General features: G+C 66.9%; 18 protein-coding genes. 10 read left to right on the top strand and 8 right to left on the bottom strand.

The annotated features are described in order from the left end of the window. Positions 1–60: 60 nt before the first annotated feature. The 5 genes from HB677_RS02520 to HB677_RS02500 all read left to right on the top strand — a co-directional run bounded on the left by HB677_RS02520 (position 61) and on the right by HB677_RS02500 (position 5,063). The gene (locus tag HB677_RS02520; protein ID WP_307852448.1) at positions 61–1,566 is read left to right on the top strand and encodes an ABC transporter substrate-binding protein; all 1,506 of its coding nucleotides are present in this window, start codon (positions 61–63) and stop codon (positions 1,564–1,566) included. A gap of 68 nt (positions 1,567–1,634) precedes the next feature. Next, complete coding sequence (locus tag HB677_RS02515) at positions 1,635–2,600, top strand: ABC transporter permease (protein WP_213814058.1); 966 nt, start codon at positions 1,635–1,637, stop codon at positions 2,598–2,600. Beyond that, positions 2,597–3,490 carry an ABC transporter permease gene (locus HB677_RS02510; RefSeq protein ID WP_213814057.1) on the top strand — a complete coding sequence of 298 codons (894 nt, stop codon included), beginning with the start codon at positions 2,597–2,599 and terminating at the stop codon, positions 3,488–3,490. The genes HB677_RS02515 and HB677_RS02510 overlap by 4 nt, the downstream gene beginning before the upstream one ends. Beyond that, positions 3,487–4,305 (top strand): ABC transporter ATP-binding protein, encoded by an 819-nt coding sequence (locus tag HB677_RS02505; protein WP_213814056.1) that lies wholly within the window; start codon positions 3,487–3,489, stop codon positions 4,303–4,305. The genes HB677_RS02510 and HB677_RS02505 overlap by 4 nt, the downstream gene beginning before the upstream one ends. Then, entirely contained in the window at positions 4,302–5,063 is a 762-nt protein-coding gene (locus HB677_RS02500; protein WP_213814055.1) for an ABC transporter ATP-binding protein, read from the top strand. The genes HB677_RS02505 and HB677_RS02500 overlap by 4 nt, the downstream gene beginning before the upstream one ends. 33 nt (positions 5,064–5,096) lie before the next feature. Here HB677_RS02500 and HB677_RS02495 read toward each other — a convergent pair whose 3' ends face one another. Beyond that, a complete protein-coding gene (locus tag HB677_RS02495) occupies positions 5,097–5,684 on the bottom strand; it encodes a GDSL-type esterase/lipase family protein (protein WP_213814054.1) in 588 nt (195 codons plus the stop codon). Positions 5,685–5,797: 113 nt separating this feature from the next. Continuing rightward, on the bottom strand, positions 5,798–7,282 hold the full coding sequence (locus HB677_RS02490) for an SDR family oxidoreductase (protein ID WP_213814053.1): 1,485 nt from the start codon (positions 7,280–7,282) through the stop codon (positions 5,798–5,800). An 86-nt stretch (positions 7,283–7,368) separates the two neighbouring features. Between HB677_RS02490 and HB677_RS02485 the strand changes: the two genes are divergently transcribed. Genes HB677_RS02485 through HB677_RS02475 form a run of 3 tightly spaced genes read left to right on the top strand, consistent with a single transcriptional unit; the run spans position 7,369 to position 11,058 of the window. Continuing rightward, positions 7,369–8,301: an ROK family protein gene (locus tag HB677_RS02485; protein ID WP_213814052.1), complete on the top strand. Its 933-nt coding sequence runs from the start codon at positions 7,369–7,371 to the stop codon at positions 8,299–8,301. A 32-nt stretch (positions 8,302–8,333) separates the two neighbouring features. Continuing rightward, positions 8,334–9,017 (top strand): SGNH/GDSL hydrolase family protein, encoded by a 684-nt coding sequence (locus HB677_RS02480; protein ID WP_213814051.1) that lies wholly within the window; start codon positions 8,334–8,336, stop codon positions 9,015–9,017. Then, a complete protein-coding gene (locus HB677_RS02475) occupies positions 9,010–11,058 on the top strand; it encodes an acyltransferase family protein (RefSeq protein WP_213814050.1) in 2,049 nt (682 codons plus the stop codon). The genes HB677_RS02480 and HB677_RS02475 overlap by 8 nt, the downstream gene beginning before the upstream one ends. Before the next feature lie 86 nt (positions 11,059–11,144). On the opposite strand, the gene HB677_RS02470 is transcribed toward HB677_RS02475, so the two are convergent. After that, the gene (locus HB677_RS02470) at positions 11,145–12,383 is read right to left on the bottom strand and encodes an MFS transporter (RefSeq protein WP_307852447.1); all 1,239 of its coding nucleotides are present in this window, start codon (positions 12,381–12,383) and stop codon (positions 11,145–11,147) included. Between the two features lie 68 nt (positions 12,384–12,451). On the opposite strand from HB677_RS02470, the gene HB677_RS02465 reads away from it, so the two are divergent. Then, positions 12,452–13,117, top strand: a complete 666-nt coding sequence (locus HB677_RS02465) for a hypothetical protein (RefSeq protein ID WP_213814049.1) — start codon at positions 12,452–12,454, stop codon at positions 13,115–13,117. A gap of 14 nt (positions 13,118–13,131) precedes the next feature. Here the strand turns inward: HB677_RS02465 and HB677_RS02460 are convergent, their stop codons facing one another. Genes HB677_RS02460 through truB form a run of 4 tightly spaced genes read right to left on the bottom strand, consistent with a single transcriptional unit; the run spans position 13,132 to position 15,870 of the window. Beyond that, on the bottom strand, positions 13,132–14,073 hold the full coding sequence (locus tag HB677_RS02460; protein WP_213814048.1) for a bifunctional riboflavin kinase/FAD synthetase: 942 nt from the start codon (positions 14,071–14,073) through the stop codon (positions 13,132–13,134). A gap of 2 nt (positions 14,074–14,075) precedes the next feature. Beyond that, on the bottom strand, positions 14,076–14,561 hold the full coding sequence (locus HB677_RS02455) for a hypothetical protein (RefSeq protein WP_213814047.1): 486 nt from the start codon (positions 14,559–14,561) through the stop codon (positions 14,076–14,078). 11 nt (positions 14,562–14,572) lie between these two features. Then, positions 14,573–14,941, bottom strand: coding sequence for a hypothetical protein (locus tag HB677_RS02450; RefSeq protein ID WP_213814046.1), 369 nt, complete (start codon positions 14,939–14,941; stop codon positions 14,573–14,575). After that, a complete protein-coding gene (gene truB, locus HB677_RS02445) occupies positions 14,938–15,870 on the bottom strand; it encodes a tRNA pseudouridine(55) synthase TruB (RefSeq protein ID WP_307852446.1) in 933 nt (310 codons plus the stop codon). Before truB ends, HB677_RS02450 begins: the two co-directional genes overlap by 4 nt. Positions 15,871–15,913: 43 nt before the next feature. Between truB and HB677_RS02440 the strand changes: the two genes are divergently transcribed. Further along, positions 15,914–16,903: a ketopantoate reductase family protein gene (locus HB677_RS02440; protein WP_213814044.1), complete on the top strand. Its 990-nt coding sequence runs from the start codon at positions 15,914–15,916 to the stop codon at positions 16,901–16,903. A gap of 6 nt (positions 16,904–16,909) precedes the next feature. Here HB677_RS02440 and HB677_RS02435 read toward each other — a convergent pair whose 3' ends face one another. Further along, positions 16,910–17,578, bottom strand: a complete 669-nt coding sequence (locus HB677_RS02435; protein ID WP_213814043.1) for a uridine kinase — start codon at positions 17,576–17,578, stop codon at positions 16,910–16,912. Between the last annotated feature and the right edge of the window lie 11 nt (positions 17,579–17,589).

Raw genomic sequence — 17,589 nt, 5'->3', positions numbered from 1 at the left:
ACTGCCACCACAGCCTTCCCGCATCAGCTTGTCCCGCACCACATCCCAAGGAGAACCACAGTGAAACAGCGTTATCTGCTGTCCGGCATTGGCATCGCGACCGCAATCGTGCTTGCCGGATGCTCGACGACGGCCCCCGACTCCAGTGGAGGGGGCGCCGATTCCGACGCAACCATCACGATCGGGTCATCCTACGAACCGCAGAACCTCGACAACACCGCCGGCGGCGGCCAGGGCGTCAGCGAAGCCCTCAACGGCAACGTGTACGAGGGACTGTTCACCCTCACGGACAAGGGTGAGGTCGTCAACGGCCTCGCGTCCGACTTCACCAAGAGCGACGACGGACTGACCTACACGTTCACGCTGCAGAAGGACGTGAAGTTCCACTCCGGCGACCCACTCACCGCGACCGATGTGAAGTACAGCATCGACCGCGTGCGCGCGGAGACCTCCAAGAGCTCGCGCAAGAGCACGTTCGACAACGTGAAGACGATTGCGACACCGGATGACTCGACCGTCGTCATCACGCTGACCTCGAAGTCGATCTCCCTCCCCTACAACCTCAGCTACGTGTGGATCATGAATGACGCGTTGAAGGACCCCACCACGGCCGAGGACGGCACGGGACCCTACAAGCTCGGCACCTGGAAGCGCGGATCATCGCTCTCGCTCGAGCGCGACGCCGACTACTGGGGCACCGCTGCCAAGAACAAGGAAGTTGTCTTCACCTACTTCACGGACGCGACGGCGCTGAACAACGCGCTGCTGACCAACGCCGTGGACATCGTCACGAGCGTGCAGAGCCCCGACGCCATCCCGCAGTTCGAGAACAACGCGGACTACAAGGTGAACGACGGCGACTCGACCACCAAGGAGGTGCTCGCGTACAACGACCGCGTGGCGCCGTTCAACAACGTCAAGGTGCGCCAGGCGATTTCCGCAGCCATCGACAAGAAGAAGCTGCTGACCTCGGTGTGGGGCGACTACGGAACCCTCATCGGCTCCTTCGTTCCCCCGACTGACCCGTGGTACGAAGACCTCAACTCGGTCAACGCCTACGACCCGGCCAAGGCCACGGCGCTGCTCGCGGACGCCGGTTACCCGAAGGGATTCGAGTTCACGCTCGACACCCCCGACTACGACCCGCACCCGATCGTTGCCGAGTTCCTCAAGAGCGAGCTCGCCAAGGTCGGCATCACCGTGACGATCAACACCATCACGGCGGACGAGTGGTACACGAAGGTGTACCAGAAGCTGGACTTCCAGGCCACGCTGCAGGAGCACGTCAACCACCGCGACATCGTCTTCTACGGCAACCCGGACTTCTACTGGGGCTACAACAACCCCAAGGTGACCACGCTGATCGACCAGTCCGAGACGAGCGACACCACCGATGAGCAGACGGCGAAGCTCAAGGAAGCTAACGAGATCATCGCCAACGATGCGGCGAGCGGATGGCTCTACCTCTACCCGCAGATCGTGGTGGCGGCATCAAACGTCACCGGATACCCGCTGAACGGCATCAACTCGCAGTTCTTCGCCTTCAACATCACGAAGTCCGCGTAAGCACACGAAAGCACCACGCTTCAGGCGCCCCGGTCGGCAACGGCCGGGGCGCTAGCGTTGAGATCACCATGACGATTTACATCCTGCGCCGGCTCGTGGTGCTCGTGGTGTCCCTTGTGCTGGCGTCGATCGTGATTTTCGCGCTGCTGCGGCTGCTGCCGGGCGACCCGGCAAACGCGCTGCTGGGAGTCGGTGCGACCGACGCGCAGATCTCCGCCGCACGCGCTCAGGTCGGCAGCGACCAGAGCATCTGGCAGCAGTTCGGTATCTTCCTGCGCCAGCTGGTCACCTTCGACTTCGGGCGCTCATTCATCAGCAACCTTCCCATCGGACCTGAGATCACCGCCCGTCTGGTGGTGACCCTTCCGCTCACACTCCTGTCCTTCGTTCTTGCGGTCATCATCGCCGTTCCCCTCGGCATCATCGCGGCGACGAAGTCCTCCCGCTGGTACGGCGCCACCATTTCGGCGGCATCGCAACTCGGCATCGCCATCCCCGTCTTCTGGGTGGGGATCCTGCTGATCTCCTGGCTGGCGCTGTCTGCTCATCTTCTTCCGTCTGGCGGGTTTCCCCGGGATGATTGGAAGGACCCCGCCGCGGCCCTTCGTTCGCTGACGCTGCCGGTGCTGACCATCGCCATCGTGATGTCCGCCTCTCTGTTGCGCTACGTGCGCTCGGCAACGCTCGATGTGCTCGGCAGCGACTACCTGCGCACCTTCCGGTCCCTCGGCGGGTCCTTCTCCGGCACCCTCGTGCGCCACGGTCTCCGCAACGGCGCAGTCCCGGTCATCGCCATTCTCGGCATCGAGCTGGCGACCACGTTCCTCGGCGCCGTCGTCGTCGAGAGCGTCTTCACCCTCCCGGGCCTCGGCTCGATGCTGGTTCTCGGAATTTCCCAGCACGACTACCCGGCGGTGCAGGGGGTACTGTTCGTCTCCACCCTGTTCGTGCTGCTGGTCGGATTCGGCGCGGATATCGCACAACGCCTGGTGGACCCGCGCCTGCGCGACACGGTATCGGGGAACCGGCCGTGACCGCCGTCGTCGCCCTCGAGGCGATCACCACGGCCACCCGCCGGCGCCGGTCGTGGACGCTCGTCGTCGGGCTCGTGCTGTTCGGACTCGTGCTCGCCACCGCGATCGTCTCGCTGTTTTGGCTGCCCTACGACCCGGCGGACACCGCCGGCTCCCGCCTTGAGCCTCCGTCGCTCGCTCACTGGGCCGGGACCGACCGTCTGGGTCGCGACCTCGCGACCCAACTCATGATCGGCGCGCGCATCGCCCTGGCTGTCGGCATCGGGTCCGTCGCCATCGGCGCCGTGATCGGCATCACCCTGGGGCTGGTTGCCGCGTTCGCCGGTCGGGTCCTCGACGACGGGGTCTCGGCGTTCCTCGACATCCTGATCGCGTTTCCGACCCTCCTGCTCGCGATGCTGATCGTTGCCGCGCAAGGCGCATCGCTGTGGTCGGCGGTGCTCGCCATCGGGCTGGCAATGTCGGCCATCATCGCCCGCCTCACCCGCATCCTCGCCAAGCGCATCCTCGCTCTCGACTACATCACCGCGTCGCGCACCTCGGGCACCGGAATGTGGGGCATCATCTGGCAGCACCTACTGCCCAACGTGTGGCCGACGATTCTCGTCAACCTGGCACTGCAGTTCGGTCTCTCGGTCATCGCGGAGGCCTCGCTGTCCTACCTCGGCCTCGGCGCTCCGCCGCCCAACTCCTCGTGGGGTCGCATGCTGAAAGAGGCGGAGGGAACCGTGCTGACGGCACCCATCGGCGCGATAGCCCCCGGTATCGCGATCGTGATCCTCGTGCTCGGCCTCAACCTCATCGCCGATGGGCTGCGCGACATCGGTGACCCGCTGCGCCGGGTGTCTGCGCGAGCGGTGCCCGCACCCACGACCGAGGGACCCCGATGACCGACAACAGCCCCCTCCTCGGCGTCAACGGCCTCACCATCCGCGGCGGCGGCCGGACCCTCGTCGACGACCTGTCGCTCGCGATTGGTCGCGGCGAGCGTCTTGGCCTGATCGGCGAATCCGGCAGCGGCAAGTCCCTCACCGCGCTGGCCATCGCCGGACTGCTGCCCACCGGCCTCCGTGCCGAGGGGTCGCTCAAGCTCGACGGAATGCAGGTGATCGGGGCCCGCGAACGCGACCTGCGATCGCTGCGCGGCCGCGCGAGCTCCACAGTCTTCCAGGAGCCTCTCACCGCTCTGGATCCCCTCATGAAGCTCGGCCGGCAGCTGGCCGAGCCACTGCGGCGCCGTGCGCAGCGGGATGGCGAGCGGATGTCCCGGGACACGCTGCTGCGGGTCATCCACTCATCCCTCACCGACGTCGCCCTGCCGGACCCCGACCGGATCGCGAACTCCTACCCGCACGAGGTCTCCGGCGGACAACGCCAGCGCGTAGCCCTCGCAATGGCGCTCGCGACCAACCCGCTGCTGCTCATCGCGGACGAACCGACGACGGCGCTGGATGTCACGGTGCAGGGCGAGATCCTCGACCTGCTCGCCCGAGTCGTGGCGGAACGCCAGATGGCGCTGCTCTTCATCAGCCACGACCTCGCCGTCGTGTCGCGCGTTGTCGACCATGTGGTGGTGCTGAAGGACGGCGTCGCCGTGGAGCGCGGACCGATCGCTGAGCTGCTGCGCTCCCCCGAACACGAGTACACCAGGTCGCTTGTCGCCGGTGCCCGCGCCTTCGATGACGCCCTCGGGAGGATCTCGTGAGCATTCTCGAAACCAGTAACGTCGGATTCGCGTACCGCCGCGGACCCGCGGTGCTGCACGACGTGAGCTTCGCGGTGACCGAGGGGCGCAACCTCGCCATCGTGGGGGAATCCGGCGCCGGCAAGACCACGCTGCTGCGCCTGCTGCTGGGGCTAGCTTCCCCGACCACCGGCGACGTCACCTTCGACGGAACCGCCCTGCTGCGGGAGCGTGCCTACCTGCGGAGTTTCCGGCGCAACGTGCAGGCGGTCTTCCAGGACCCGTACTCGTCCCTCGACCCCCGCCAGACGGTCGGCCGCATTCTCGCGGAGCCGCTGCGGTCGCTGAAGATCCCCGGGGCGGCTGGCCCGGCGATTGCGGCGGCGCTGAAGGCCGTCGACCTTCCCGCGGACGCGGTGTCCCGATACCCACACGAGTTCTCCGGCGGCCAGCGCCAGCGCATCGCCATCGCCCGGGCCATCATTCCCGGACCGCGGGTGCTGCTCGCAGACGAACCGGTCAGCGCGTTGGACGTCAGCACGCGCGTGCGCATCGTCGACCTGCTCGCATCGCTGTCGGAGTCGATCACCGTGGTTCTCGTCTCGCACGACCTCGGAGTCGTGGCTGCCCTGTGTCAGGACACCGTCGTGCTCGAGCGCGGCCGGGTAGTCGAGGCGGGCGCGACGGAGTCCGTGTTGCGGTCACCCGCGTCGCCGTACACCAGAAGGCTGCTGGCCAGTGTTCCCCGATTGTCGGCTCCGGGGACAGAGGCACGCTAACGCGGCCCACTGGCCCCAGCGGCGTCCGACCGACTAGTAGCCGGGGATGATTCCGATCGGCTGGGTCATGGGCCGCGCGTCCTTCAACCGGGCGAACGCCGGACGGAGAAGTTCGAGCCATGCCTCGTACCCTGCATCGTTCAGGTGCAGGCGGTCGTCGGTGTACTCGGGACTGAGCTCGCCGTCGTCCATCGCAAAGAGGGGCCACAGGTCGAGATACTGCGCGTGCAGCGTCGTCGCGTACTGCCGAAGGTGACGATTGGCGTCCTGGATGTCGTTTGAGTACTCGCGACCCCGCGGGAGGATCGACTGCACGAGCGTCCGGGAACCAGGCACCTCGTTGCGCACGTTCGCGAGGAAGTACTCGATGCTGCGCACGACGTTCTCGACCGAGCGGTTCGCACCAAAATCGTTCGCCCCGATGAGCAGAACGATGATGTTCGGCTGCAGGTCGACGATGGCGGGCAAGCGCTCCGCGAGACGGTCGGTTGTGTCGCCGGGGGTTGCCTCGACGTGGACTTCGGCGTCCGGGAACCATTCCTGCCAGCGGCCGGAATGGGTGATGCTGTCTCCGACGAAGACGATCTTTTCGCTCGGGACCGGGTTGAGACTGTCAGTCATATGAACCACCTCACTCATATCCATCATGCGGCAGCGGAGCCGTTCGCGCCAATAAAGCTCACTATGACGCGAACATTGCCAGTCCATTGCCACGTTGGGCAGCGCAATAGCTGCTAGGCAGCCGACACCGGCGTGTCCGCCGTAGCGGCAACTGCGGTCTGGGTGATGCGGTTGGCCATGCCGGAGAAGATCACGCCGTGGAAGGGCAGGATCGAGTACCAGTACAGCCGTCCGGCGAGACCGGCGGGGAAGAACACCGCCCTCTGGCGGTAGGTGGATCCGCCGTTCGGGTCATCCTCCGCGGTCATTTCCAGCCACGCACCGCCCGGAACCTTCATTTCCGCGCGCAGGCGCAGGAATCGTCCGCGGTCGATCTGCTCAACCCTCCAGAAGTCGAGGGCATCGCCGACCTTCAGGCGCTTTGCGTCGCGGCGGCCGCGGCGAAGACCCACTCCGCCGACGAGTTTGTCCATCCAGCCGCGGGCGGCCCAGGCAAGCGGGAACGAGTACCAGCCGTTGTCGCCACCGATGCCCTCGATGACACTCCACAGCTGCGGAGCTGGAGCGTCGGAGTGCTGGGTGCGCAGGTCGGTGTAGACGGTGTGGCCCGACCAGTCGGGGTCGCTCGGCAGCAGGTCGCTGGGTGCTCCGGCGATCGACGAGTTCTGCCAGCTCGTTTCCACCTCACCGGCGCGCATCTTGCCGAGGGCAAGCCGAACGGACGTGCGGTAGCCGGTGAGGCCGCCGTCGGGATCGGGGATGTACCGCTGGATGTCGTGCTCGTTCACGACGCAGTCGTATTGCAGCGAGGCGATGATCGGCACGGCGAGCGCGCGCGGGATCGGGGTGACGAGGTTGACCCACTGGGAGGCGAGCCACGGCGTGAGCACGGGAAGCGAGGCGATGGGGCGCTGTCGCAGGCCCGCCTCGACGGCATAGCCGTTCATCATCTGGCCGTACCGCAGCACGTCGGGGCCTCCGATGTCGAACGTGCGGTTGACGTCCCCGGGCAGCTCCGCTGCCTGGACGAGGTAGTAGAGCACGTCGCGCACGGCGATCGGCTGGATGAAGTTACGTACCCACTTGGGCGCCGGCATGTACGGCAGCACCTCGGACAGGTGGCGGATCATCTCGAAGGACGCCGAGCCGGAGCCGATCACCGTGCCGGCCTGGAACGCCACCGTCGGCACTCCAGAACCCAGCAGGATGCGCCCGACGGCCGCACGACTGCGGAGGTGCGGGCTGAGGGCACCCTCGCGCGGGTGCAGACCCCCGAGGTACACGATGCGCTTTACGCCTGCCGCGGCGGCAGCGGCAGCCGTGTACTTGGCGGACCGCAGCTCCACCTTCTCGAAGTCGCGGCCGCTCGCCATCGCGTGCACGAGGTAATAGATGACGTCCATGCCCTCGGCGGCGGCGGCGATGCTCGCGCGGTCGGTCAGATCGCCCTTAACGATGTCGACGTCGGGGCTCCAGGGAACCTCGGCAAGGCGGTCCGGGTTGCGCACGAGCACGCGCACGCTGTGCCCGGCTTCCAACAGACGCGGCACGAGCCGCCCGCCAATGTATCCCGTGGCACCGGTGACAAGAATTCGCATCCTGTGAGCCTAGGAACGCTAGCTGGGAAACTGTCCAGCCGCCCGGGCGGACATTGGGCCCCTCCGCGCGCCAGTACGATTGGGGCATGACTTTGGCAGTGGCGCTAGCAGTTGACCTTGGCGGCACTAAAGCCGAAGCAGCACTCGTAGACAGCGACGGAAACGTCGTTGCCGGAACCCGGTTCCGGCACCCGACCGGACCTGCATCCACGTCCGACGACCTCGCGGCGGCCGTCCTCTCGGTGGTCGCCGATTCACTGGCGAGCCTCCCCTCTGACGCGGAGCTCGTGGGCGTTGGCATCGGCTCCGCCGGCCCCATTGATGTCGCCAATGCCCTCGTCTCTCCCCTGAATCTTCCGGTGTGGCGCGGGTTCCCCCTGCGCGACCTCGTTGCCGCGCACGTTCCCGCCGTGCCCGTGACCCTCCGCATGGACGGCCTGTGCATCGCCCTCGCCGAGCACTGGGTGGGCGCTGCCCGCGGCTACAACAACGTCATGGGCATGATCGTCTCCACAGGTATCGGCGGCGGAATCATCCTCGGCGGCCTCACCGTCGCCGGTCCCACCGGCAACGCCGGCCACATCGGCCACATCGAGGTCGCCGGCTTCGACGACCCGTGCCCCTGCGGTGGACGCGGCTGCGTCGAAGCGATCGCCTCCGGTCCCAAGACCGTTTCCTGGGCGCGCGCGCAGGGCTGGGTCGGATCGACCGGCGAAGACCTCGCCGCCAGCTACGCGGCCGGTGACACCATCGCCGCCGCCGCCGTCGAGCGTTCCGGTCGCGCCATCGGCAGGGCCATCGCGTCGGCGACGTCCCTTGTTGACCTCGAGATCGTCGCCATCGGCGGAGGCTTCTCGCACGTCACGCCCGACCTGTTTGACCACATCCGTACGGCAATCGCCACGCGCGTCAACTTCGGATTTGTTACAAAGGTAAAGGTCGTTCCCTCCGGGCTGTCCAGCGACGGCCCGCTCATCGGTGCGGCGGCCCTCATTCACCGCGCGGAGCTCGTTCCCTAACCAACCGTTCACCCGACTCGATCGGAGCGCCGATGCCACGCCCCTCCCGCCGAACCGGCAGCACGGTGATGGCGACCGCGGTCGCCCTGGTCCTCGCGTCAGCGATTGCGCTGGGATTGAGTGGATGCACCACGCCGGCGCCATCCCCAACAGGCACACACACCTCACCGCTGCGCCTTGCCATCGTGGGTGACTCCCTCTCGGCGGGGAAGACGCGTTCGATCGCCAACGGACTGGACGCGAGCACCTGGGCCCTCTGGGCAACCGATGACAACCTGGTGTACGCCGGCGGCTGGGCGGTGGCAGGAGCGACCACGACGGCGATGGCCGAGGGGGTCACCCGTATCGACGACACCGACATCGTCGTGATCCTCGCGGGCACCAACAACGTGAGTCACGGCGTGCCGTGGGATCAGGCGGCGGGCGATCTCTCCCGTATTGTGGAGACGACGGATGCCCGGCACACGGTGGTCAGTGCCATCCCTCCGTTTGATCAGCACGCCACCGAAGCTCGCACCTACAACCTGCAGCTGTCGGAGCTTGCCGCATCCCGCGGATGGGACTTCATTGATCCGTGGGTGGAGCAACGGGACGGCGATTTCTGGGAAGCTGGCCGGTCGATTGACGGCGCTCATCCAGTTGATGACGGTTATCGTCTACTCGGTCTCGCGATTCGCGAAGACCTCAATACTTTGATGGAGTCATGGGTTGGCTGAACCACGCGCTGTACGAACAGACATCCAGGCGCTGCGCGCCGTCGCGGTGCTGTCGGTAGTTCTGTACCACTTCTGGCCCCAGCATCTCCCGGGTGGGTACGTCGGCGTCGACGTGTTCTTCGTCATCTCCGGCTATCTCATCACGGCGCACCTGATGCGCGAGGTGCTGCGCACCGGCACGATCTCTCTCCCCCGGTTCTGGGCCCGCCGGGTGCGCAGGCTCCTGCCCGCGTCGTTGCTCGTGCTCGTGGCATCCGCTCTCATCACCTTCGCTGTCGTTCCGTCGGCCAACTGGCAGTCGTTCTTCTGGGAGATCATCTCCTCGGCGTTCTACTTCGAGAACTGGACGCTTGCCGCCAACTCCGTCGACTATCTGGCCGCGAACAACATCGCGACTGTCGCGCAGCACTTCTGGTCGCTCTCGGCCGAAGAGCAGTTCTACCTCGTCTGGCCGCTGCTGATCCTCGCCGCGGTGTTTGTGGCGATCAAGGTGCGCAGGTCCGCCAGTCCAGAGCGGGCGGTCACCGTCACGCTCGCCGTCGTCACCGTCGCCAGCTTCGTGCTGTCGCTGTACCTCACGCACACCAACCCGTCGCAGGCGTACTTCATCACCCCGGTGCGCGCGTGGGAGTTCGGCGTTGGCGGACTGCTCGCCCTCATCGGGTCGGCGAAGGCGACGGGCAACCAGCACGTGCGCGCCGCGGTGTCCTGGCTGGGACTTGCCGCGATCGCGATCACCGTGCTCACCTACACGGCCGCGACGCCGTTCCCCGGGACCGCGGCACTGCTGCCGGTGTTTGGCGCACTCGCGGTGCTCTGGGCCGGGTCATCCACCGCCCGCTGGGCTCCGAGCGCCCTGTTCGCGCTGCGACCCGTCGGCTTCGTCGGAGACATCTCCTACTCGCTCTACCTGTGGCACTGGCCGATCATCGTCGGTGGCGCGTTCTTCTTCGGCGGTTCCTCCAATGTGCCGGAAAAGATCGGCATGCTTGCCCTGTCGTTCGTGCTTGCCTGGCTGACCAAGAAGTACGTCGAAGACCCGGCGCGCAGCACCAGCAGTTTCCTTGCGCGGCGCAAGAGCAGCGGGCTCACGTTCGTGGCGGGACTTGCGGCCATGTGTCTCGTTCTCGCCGTCGGGGTCACCGGACTCACCATCGTGAACCAGAGGGCGGAAGCGGCGGCAAACCTCGCGTCGAGCGCAGAAAAGAACCCGGTGGTGTGCCTCGGTGCCGCCGCGATGGATCCCACCCGCAGCTGCGACAACTCGTCGCTCGGTGACATCTTCGCGCCCGATCCCGCGGGCCTCAAGGCGGACACCGGCCCCGGCTTCGACTGCGCCGCGGGTACCGGTCGTGCGTACCGCGTGTGCCACTACGGGTCGAGCGCTCCGGATGCCGTGCGCATCGCCCTCGTCGGTGACTCCCACGCGTCGATGATGATGCCCGCGATGCTGTCGCAGCTCGAGAAAAAGGGCTGGAGCCTGGACACCTACATCGGCAAGGCATGCGTGTGGGGAAACATGGGGACGGACCCGGTGTGCGACCCGCGCCGCGACGTGCAGAAGACGCTGGAGAACGCCCATTACGACGGCATAGTCCTCGCGGATACCCGTCTCGCGCAGGCCTCCGGCTACAAGGAGGTTCCGGCGGGCACGCCGGATTCCCGCGTCGCCGGATACAAGAAGGCGTGGGCACCCGTGCTCGCCACCGGAACCAAGATCATGGTCATCTCCGACAACCCGTCCTTCGAGAACAGCGATATCGACTGCCTCGCCGCCTCCGGGTCGGCGTCGGCGGCCCAGGCCTGCACCGTCACCCCCGACTACGCGTGGAGGGACAACGACGCCGCCACGGAGGCCGCAAAGACCTCCAAGGGCGTGAACCTGATCGACCTGTCGAGCTTCTACTGCGCCGACGACAAGTGTCCGCTCGTTATCGGGAACGTTGCCGTGTACTACGACCCGACCCACATCACCGCGACGTACAGCACCACACTCGGTCCGTACGTGTGGAAGGGCATGGAGCGCGTCCTGGCGAAGTAGCTCCGGGGAGGGGCGACGCCGCGCGGCTCAGTCAGTCCGCGGCGGAGGTCACGCACGTAGCTCGGCGTCAGGCGCGCGGCTCGTCGTCAGGCGCGCAGCTCGGCGATGTCGTCTTCGACGAAGCGGTGCCGGCCGAGCATGACTCCCCCGACGATGCCCAGCACCGACATGACGAGCAGGACGGTGAGCGGTGTCGTCCACCCTCCCGTGTTGGTGTGCAGCAGACCGATGATCAGCGGGCCGAACGAGGCGAGCCCGTAGCCGAAGGTCTGAGCGAATCCGCTGAGCGCGATCGAGGTGTGGTGGCTGCGCGTACGCAGGTTGATGAGCACGAGGCACACCGGGAAGATCATCGGACCGAAGCCGGCGAGGATCACCCAGAGCAGCGGTGAGAACGTCGGCGCGAACAGGAACCCGAGATACGCGGCGATGAAGCAGGCGATGCCGACGAAGATCAGCACGCCAACGTTCTTCAGCCTGGCAGCGAGCACGGGAACGATGAGTGCTGTCGGGAGCCCGACGATGGCGTACACCGCGAGCAGGTTGCCCGCCTGAATCTTGTCGACGCCCGCGATGTCCACAAGGATCGTCGGCAGCCAGGCGAAGGTCGCGTAGGCGTTGATCGTCGAAGTCGCGAACGCGAGGGCAAGTGCCCAGGCGACGCGGGAGCGCACCAGTTCCCGCAGGAGCGTCGGCTCGGGGACATCCACTTCCACCGCTGGGTCCACCGCATTGGTGCGCGCGGTGCGCTGCCGCATCCAGAGCGCCGCCCAGGGGTAGAGCGCGGTGAGCGCGAGGATCGACCACATTCCGAGGGAGACGCGCCAGCCAGCGCTGTCGGCGACGGGGGCAGCCAGCAGCGACGGCACGGCGGTGCTGATGGACAGCAGCGTGACGTATGCGGTGGTGATGAGGCCGATGCGATCAGGGAAGTACCGCTTGACCGCGGGCGGAAGCAAGATGTTTCCGAAGCCCATGCCGCCGAGGACGATGATGCTTCCGACGAGGAGCACGAAGTAGTTGGGCGAGAACGCGCGCACGAGCGCACCGACGACCATGGCGGCGCTGGCGAGGGCGAGGCTCGCGTCGAGCCCGAGACGGCGGGCAACCATCGGGGCGAAGATTCCGGACAGGGCGAAGGCGATGGGCGGCAGTGCACCGAGGCCGCCGATGGCGACGCTCGAGAGCGGAATGTCGACCGAGATGTCCCCGGTGATGGGTGAGATCGCGGCGACGGCGGTACGCAGGTTCAGGGCGATCAGGAGGATGCCGGCGAGAGCGAGCGAACGCCCCGCCCACAGGGGAAGAGGGCGGGATTCTGACACCGTGTAATTCTAGAGTGCTGGACGGGCACCCCTCCTCGGCGGAAGCCCCACGAGCCTAGAGTTGGCACATGACCGATCTAGGCAAGTACCTGCCACTCAGCCAGCGAAAGCCCGGCGATGAGTCGCACGTCACGAGTGACTGGTCGCAGCCGCTCGCGGACACGCTGATGTCGATCGCCGCGCTCGTGGACCGAATGGATGACGCGGCGCTGGAGTCCCCCACGGGCCGTGACGGGTACCGCGTTCGCGATGCCATCGGCCACACACTCTGGCGCCTGACGACGTCCGCCGCGGAGCGCAGGAGGCCACTGGTGCGCGCTGCCCTGTCGACACGAACGTCGGTGGCGGCAGTGACCCGCGAGGCAAGCATGAGGGCGGGCATGGGTTCCCGCCCAGAGCTCGCCGCCGCGCTGCGCGCGCTGTCGGCCACCATCGACATGTCTGCCCATCGCACCCGCGTCGAGGACCTGTCGGTGGGCGTCGTCGACGGCTATGACATCGCGCACACGGTTGGCCTCGGCGTCGTCGTGGATCCGATCGCCGCCGGCGCCGTGGCGCTTGCCCGGAGCCTGAGCGCCCCCACCGAGGTGCGGGCGGTGCTGCGGAGGAGAAAGCTGGAGGCAGTCGATGGCGAATGGTCGGTGGGTGCCGGCCAGAGCTGGCAGGCTGCCGCGGCCGGGATCATCCTCTTCCTCTGGTCACGCGCAGGCATGCCGGAGAATCTTGGCGACTGAGTCGCGGGCTCCCCTTACAGGCGCGGCGGTCCGCCGAGTACCGTGCGCACGCGCGTGAGGTCGTCGTTCATCTGCACGATGAGCGGCTCGATTCCCTCGAACTTGACCATTCCCCGCACCCATTCGACGAAAGCAACTTCGATGACTCGCCCGTAGAGGTCGAGGTCCTGGTCGAGAAGATGCGCCTCGACCTGGGTCTGGAGCACGCCCTCGAACGTCGGATTCTTGCCGACGGACACCGCCGCGGCGAAGCGGTCCTCGCCGATGGTCGCCCAGGCGGCGTACACGCCGTCCTCCGGCACGAATCCCTCGACATCCTGCGCGAGGTTGGCGGTCGGGAATCCGAGCTCACGGCCGCGCTGGGCGCCGTGCACGACGACCGCACGCACGGTGGGCAGGTAGCCGAGCAGCTCGGCCGCCTCGCTGACCTTGCCGACGGCGAGAAGTTCACGAATCCAGGTGGATGACGCGCGACGGCCCTCGGCAATCACGTCCGCGACGATATGCACGGTGAACCCGTATCGCGTACCGAGCTCGCGCAAGACGTCGACGTCGCCGTTGCCCTTGGCGCCGAAGCGGAAATCGGATCCGACGAGGACGACCGAGGCATGCAGGGCATCGACGAGGATCGTGCGGACGAACTGTTCCGGGGAGATCTCGCTGAACTTCTCGTCGAACTCGAGCACGAGCGCCGTGTCGACGCCCAGCTGTTCGATCAGTTCGAGCTTCTGCTTGACGCTGACCAGTGGTTCGGGGCTGACCTCGGGCTTGATGATGCTTAGCGGATTGCGGTCGAAGGTGACGACGGCGCTGGTGAGGCCGTGCACTCCCGCGAGTTCGCGCAGCTCGCCGATGACACGACGGTGGCCGGTGTGGACTCCGTCGAACTTGCCAATGGTGACGGCCGTCGGACCGAAATCGGCGGGAACCTGGTCGAGCGCCTTATAGACCTGCATTGCTACACCTTCGCCGGTTGGAGGTCGGGGCTGGAGCGACGGCGGTACAGCCAGATCATGCCCAGGATGGGCAGCACAAGGGGAATGTAGCCATATCCGCTGCCGTAGAGCGACCAAACGCTCGCGGCCCGGAACAGGTCGGGTGACACAACGCTGAGGGTGCCGACCACGAGGACGCCGAGCAGCTCGAACGAGATCGTGATCCAGGCGATGCGGTACCAGGTGCGACCGCTGCGCAGGAGGGCGACCGTCGCGAGGATGTAGACGACTCCGGAGACGGCCGAGAGCGAGAACGCCAGCGGCGCCTTATCGAACTCGGTGATGATCTGGTACACCGACCGGGCGGTGGCACCGAGAGCCAGCACGGCATACACCGCGATGAGGACGCGCCCGACTCCGAGCGAGCGTCGCGACGGGGTGCCTGCTGATGGGCCTGCTGCCGACTCGCGCGGGGCGGGCGTCGGGGTGGCCGGAGTTGGAGATGACATCACCTCCAAGATTAGGCCACTTGGTGGAGCCAGATTTCCTGCATGCGATAGACCATGACCGCGATCGCCAACGCGGCGACTCCCAGAACGACGGTGCTCCAGCGACTGCGGTCGACAAGACCCCAGACGATGGCCGCCGGAGGGATCAGCAGCGCCGAGATCAGGTAGATGTAGTACTCCACCAGATCACCGGTCGGCGGGTTACCCGCGAACGGCGCGATGATGGCGATCACGAGCTGAACCACCAGCAGAACCTCGACGAGAACGAGGGATCCCATCGTCAGGTCGGCGGGAGTGCGTCCGGCGAGGCCCAGCACGAGGCAGAGCAGCCCGGCGACGATCGCAACGACGATCTGCACGGTGGTGAACCACTCGATCACGCGTTCACCTCGCCCGGGGGAAAGTTGATGATCGGCTTGGCGATCCCGTCCGTGACCTCGACGAGCCCGACGAGCTGTCCTCCCGGAGCGATGGCGGCGATGGGGCCGCCCGACAGGTCCAGGCCGCTCAGGCGCTTGCCATGGGAGAGGTCGGTGGCGCTGTCGGCATCGAGCTCGAGAACGGGGAACAGCCGCGCCGCGACAGCGCCGGCGGGAATGAGATCACGATCGGGGTCGAGGTTCTCGAGCGGCGTGGCATCCGTCAGGGAAAATGGTCCGACCCGGGACCGGCGAAGCGCCGTGAGATGACCACCGGCACCGAGGGACGCACCGAGATCGCGGGCAAGGGCGCGAATGTAGGTTCCGCTGGAGCACTCGACGCGGACGTCCACGTCAATGAACGGTGTGGGCGACTCGTCCGTGTGGCGGATGGCGAGCACCTCGAAGGCGGACACCGTGACCTCGCGGGGCTTGAGCACGACCGTCTCCCCCGCACGGGCGAGGGAATAGGCGTGGCGGCCATCGACGCGGATGGCGCTCACGGTGCTCGGTACCTGGGAGATCTCGCCCGTGAGCGGGAGGACGCCGGCACGGATTGCCTCATCGGTGATGCCGAGGAGGACTGCTGGATCGGCGAGCGAGACGGACTCGCCCTCCGCGTCATCCGTGTCCGTCATGGAACCGAGGCGAATCGTTGCCAGGTATTCCTTGTCGAGACCGACCAGGAAGGTCAGCAGACGCGTCGAACTGTTGATGCCGAGCGTCAGCAAGCCGGTCGCCATCGGGTCGAGGGTGCCGGCGTGCCCGACCTTGCGGGTGTCGGCGAGCTTGCGCACGCGGGACACAACGCCGTGGCTGGTCAGGCCCATGGGCTTATCAACAAACAGGATCCCGCTGCGGCTTGCGGAGACCGTACTTCCACTAGTCACGTCAGGCACGCTACCAGTCATCCGTCCGCATAGGATTTGGCGTATGCGGGTGGGAGTGATCGGTGCGGGTGCCGTGGGCGGAACGATGGCCGCGCTGCTTGCCCGGGCCGGCCACAACGTCGAGGTCACCGCGCGGGGGGATCATCTTGCGGCGATCCGGTCGACCGGCCTACACCTGTCGGGCATCTGGGGAGAGTACACGGCGCGCGTCGCGGCCAACGAGACGCTGAGTGAACGACCCGAGCTTGTCATCGTGACAACGAAGGCTCAGGATGCCCCGGGGGCGCTGCGCTCGAATGCGAACCAGCTCGGGGCGATCCCGCTGGTGATCGTGCAGAACGGTCTCGACGCGATCGACACTGCGCGGCACGAAGCCCCCGCCGCGGATATTCTCGGCGGTCTCGCGCTGTTCGCCGCCTCGTACCTGTCACCCGGGGAGGTTTCCGTCACCGGCCCTGGCCGCACGTTCCTCGGCGGCGGACTCGGTGACCACGCGCTCGGTGTCGCCACCCGCCTGCTCGGAGCGGTGATGGACGTCAGCGCTGTCGAGAACTTCCGCGGTGCCCAGTGGACGAAACTCGTGGTCAACCAGATCAACGCCCTTCCGGCCATCACCGGCCTGAGCGCCCAGGAGGTCATCGCCCACGACGGGCTGCGCCACCTGATGACGGGGAGCATGCGTGAGACCGTGCGCATCGCTCTGGCCTCGGATGTGCACTTCGAGGAGCTGCAGGGTCTCAGTCACACGATCCTGCGGGTGTTCGCCGCGGCGCCGACGCTGATCGCGCAGGAGTTGCCCAAACGGCTGAGTGCACGCATGGGTGACATCCCCAACCCGGGCTCAACGCTGCAGAGCATCCGCCGGGGCCAGCTCACGGAGATCGACTACCTCAACGGGGCCGTCGTGCGTGCTGCCGGGCAGATCGGCGAGAAGGCGACCGTCAACGCCGCGCTCGTTGACCTCGTCCACGAGGTCGAGCGCACCGGGCAATTCATCACGCCGGACGAGGTAGTTCGACGCTTCCGCCCGTAGAGCTGCTCAGCAGCTGTCGGCGAAGTTGCGACGCGGGTGCTCGTAATCCGCGTTGTTGATGATGGCAGTCGCCGTGGTGCGGGGGCGCGCTTCGGCCACGTAGAGCGCCTGCGCACCGAGGTAGCGCTGGTTGAGCGGAGCGTCGGCGTCGGGTGAGGTGCCGTCACGCTCGGAATAGCGGGCAAGCGCGACATCCGCGTCCACATCGAGGTAGACGGAGTAGTTCCACAGGCCACGCAGCTCCTCGCGATTGAGGAAGACCCCGTCGACGATCAGGATCGCGTCGTCCGGCGCCGTGAGGGCCGCGAGCGTGCGCGGGATGTCTTCGGCGGAATCGAACGCTGCGGTGACGAAGCTCCCACCGCTGCGGAAGGGACTGATCAGAGCGGTCTTGAGCAGGTCGTAGTCATACGCGTTCTCGTACCAGCCCGCCGGATCGAACTCGCCGGCCCGGGTCGCCTCCGCGTACGGGTGATGGAAGTCGTCGATGGAGGCGCGGAATGCGGCGGCCCCGCGCTCACCCATCACGCGGGCGAGGTCGTCGGCGAAACGCGATTTGCCCGCGCCGTCGGGGCCGTCAATGGCGATCACCACCCGGCCGTGCGCATAGTTGTGAAGAATCTCGTCGGCGAGTGCGCCGATCGTGTCGTCCCGAGCCGGTGCCCATTTCGTCATACCCACCAGCC

The organism is Glaciihabitans sp. dw_435 (assembly GCF_018449675.1).
Classification (GTDB): Bacteria; Actinomycetota; Actinomycetes; order Actinomycetales; family Microbacteriaceae; genus Glaciihabitans.
Note: the sequence above shows the minus strand (reverse complement) of the source record. Positions and strands in the feature narration are given on the sequence as shown.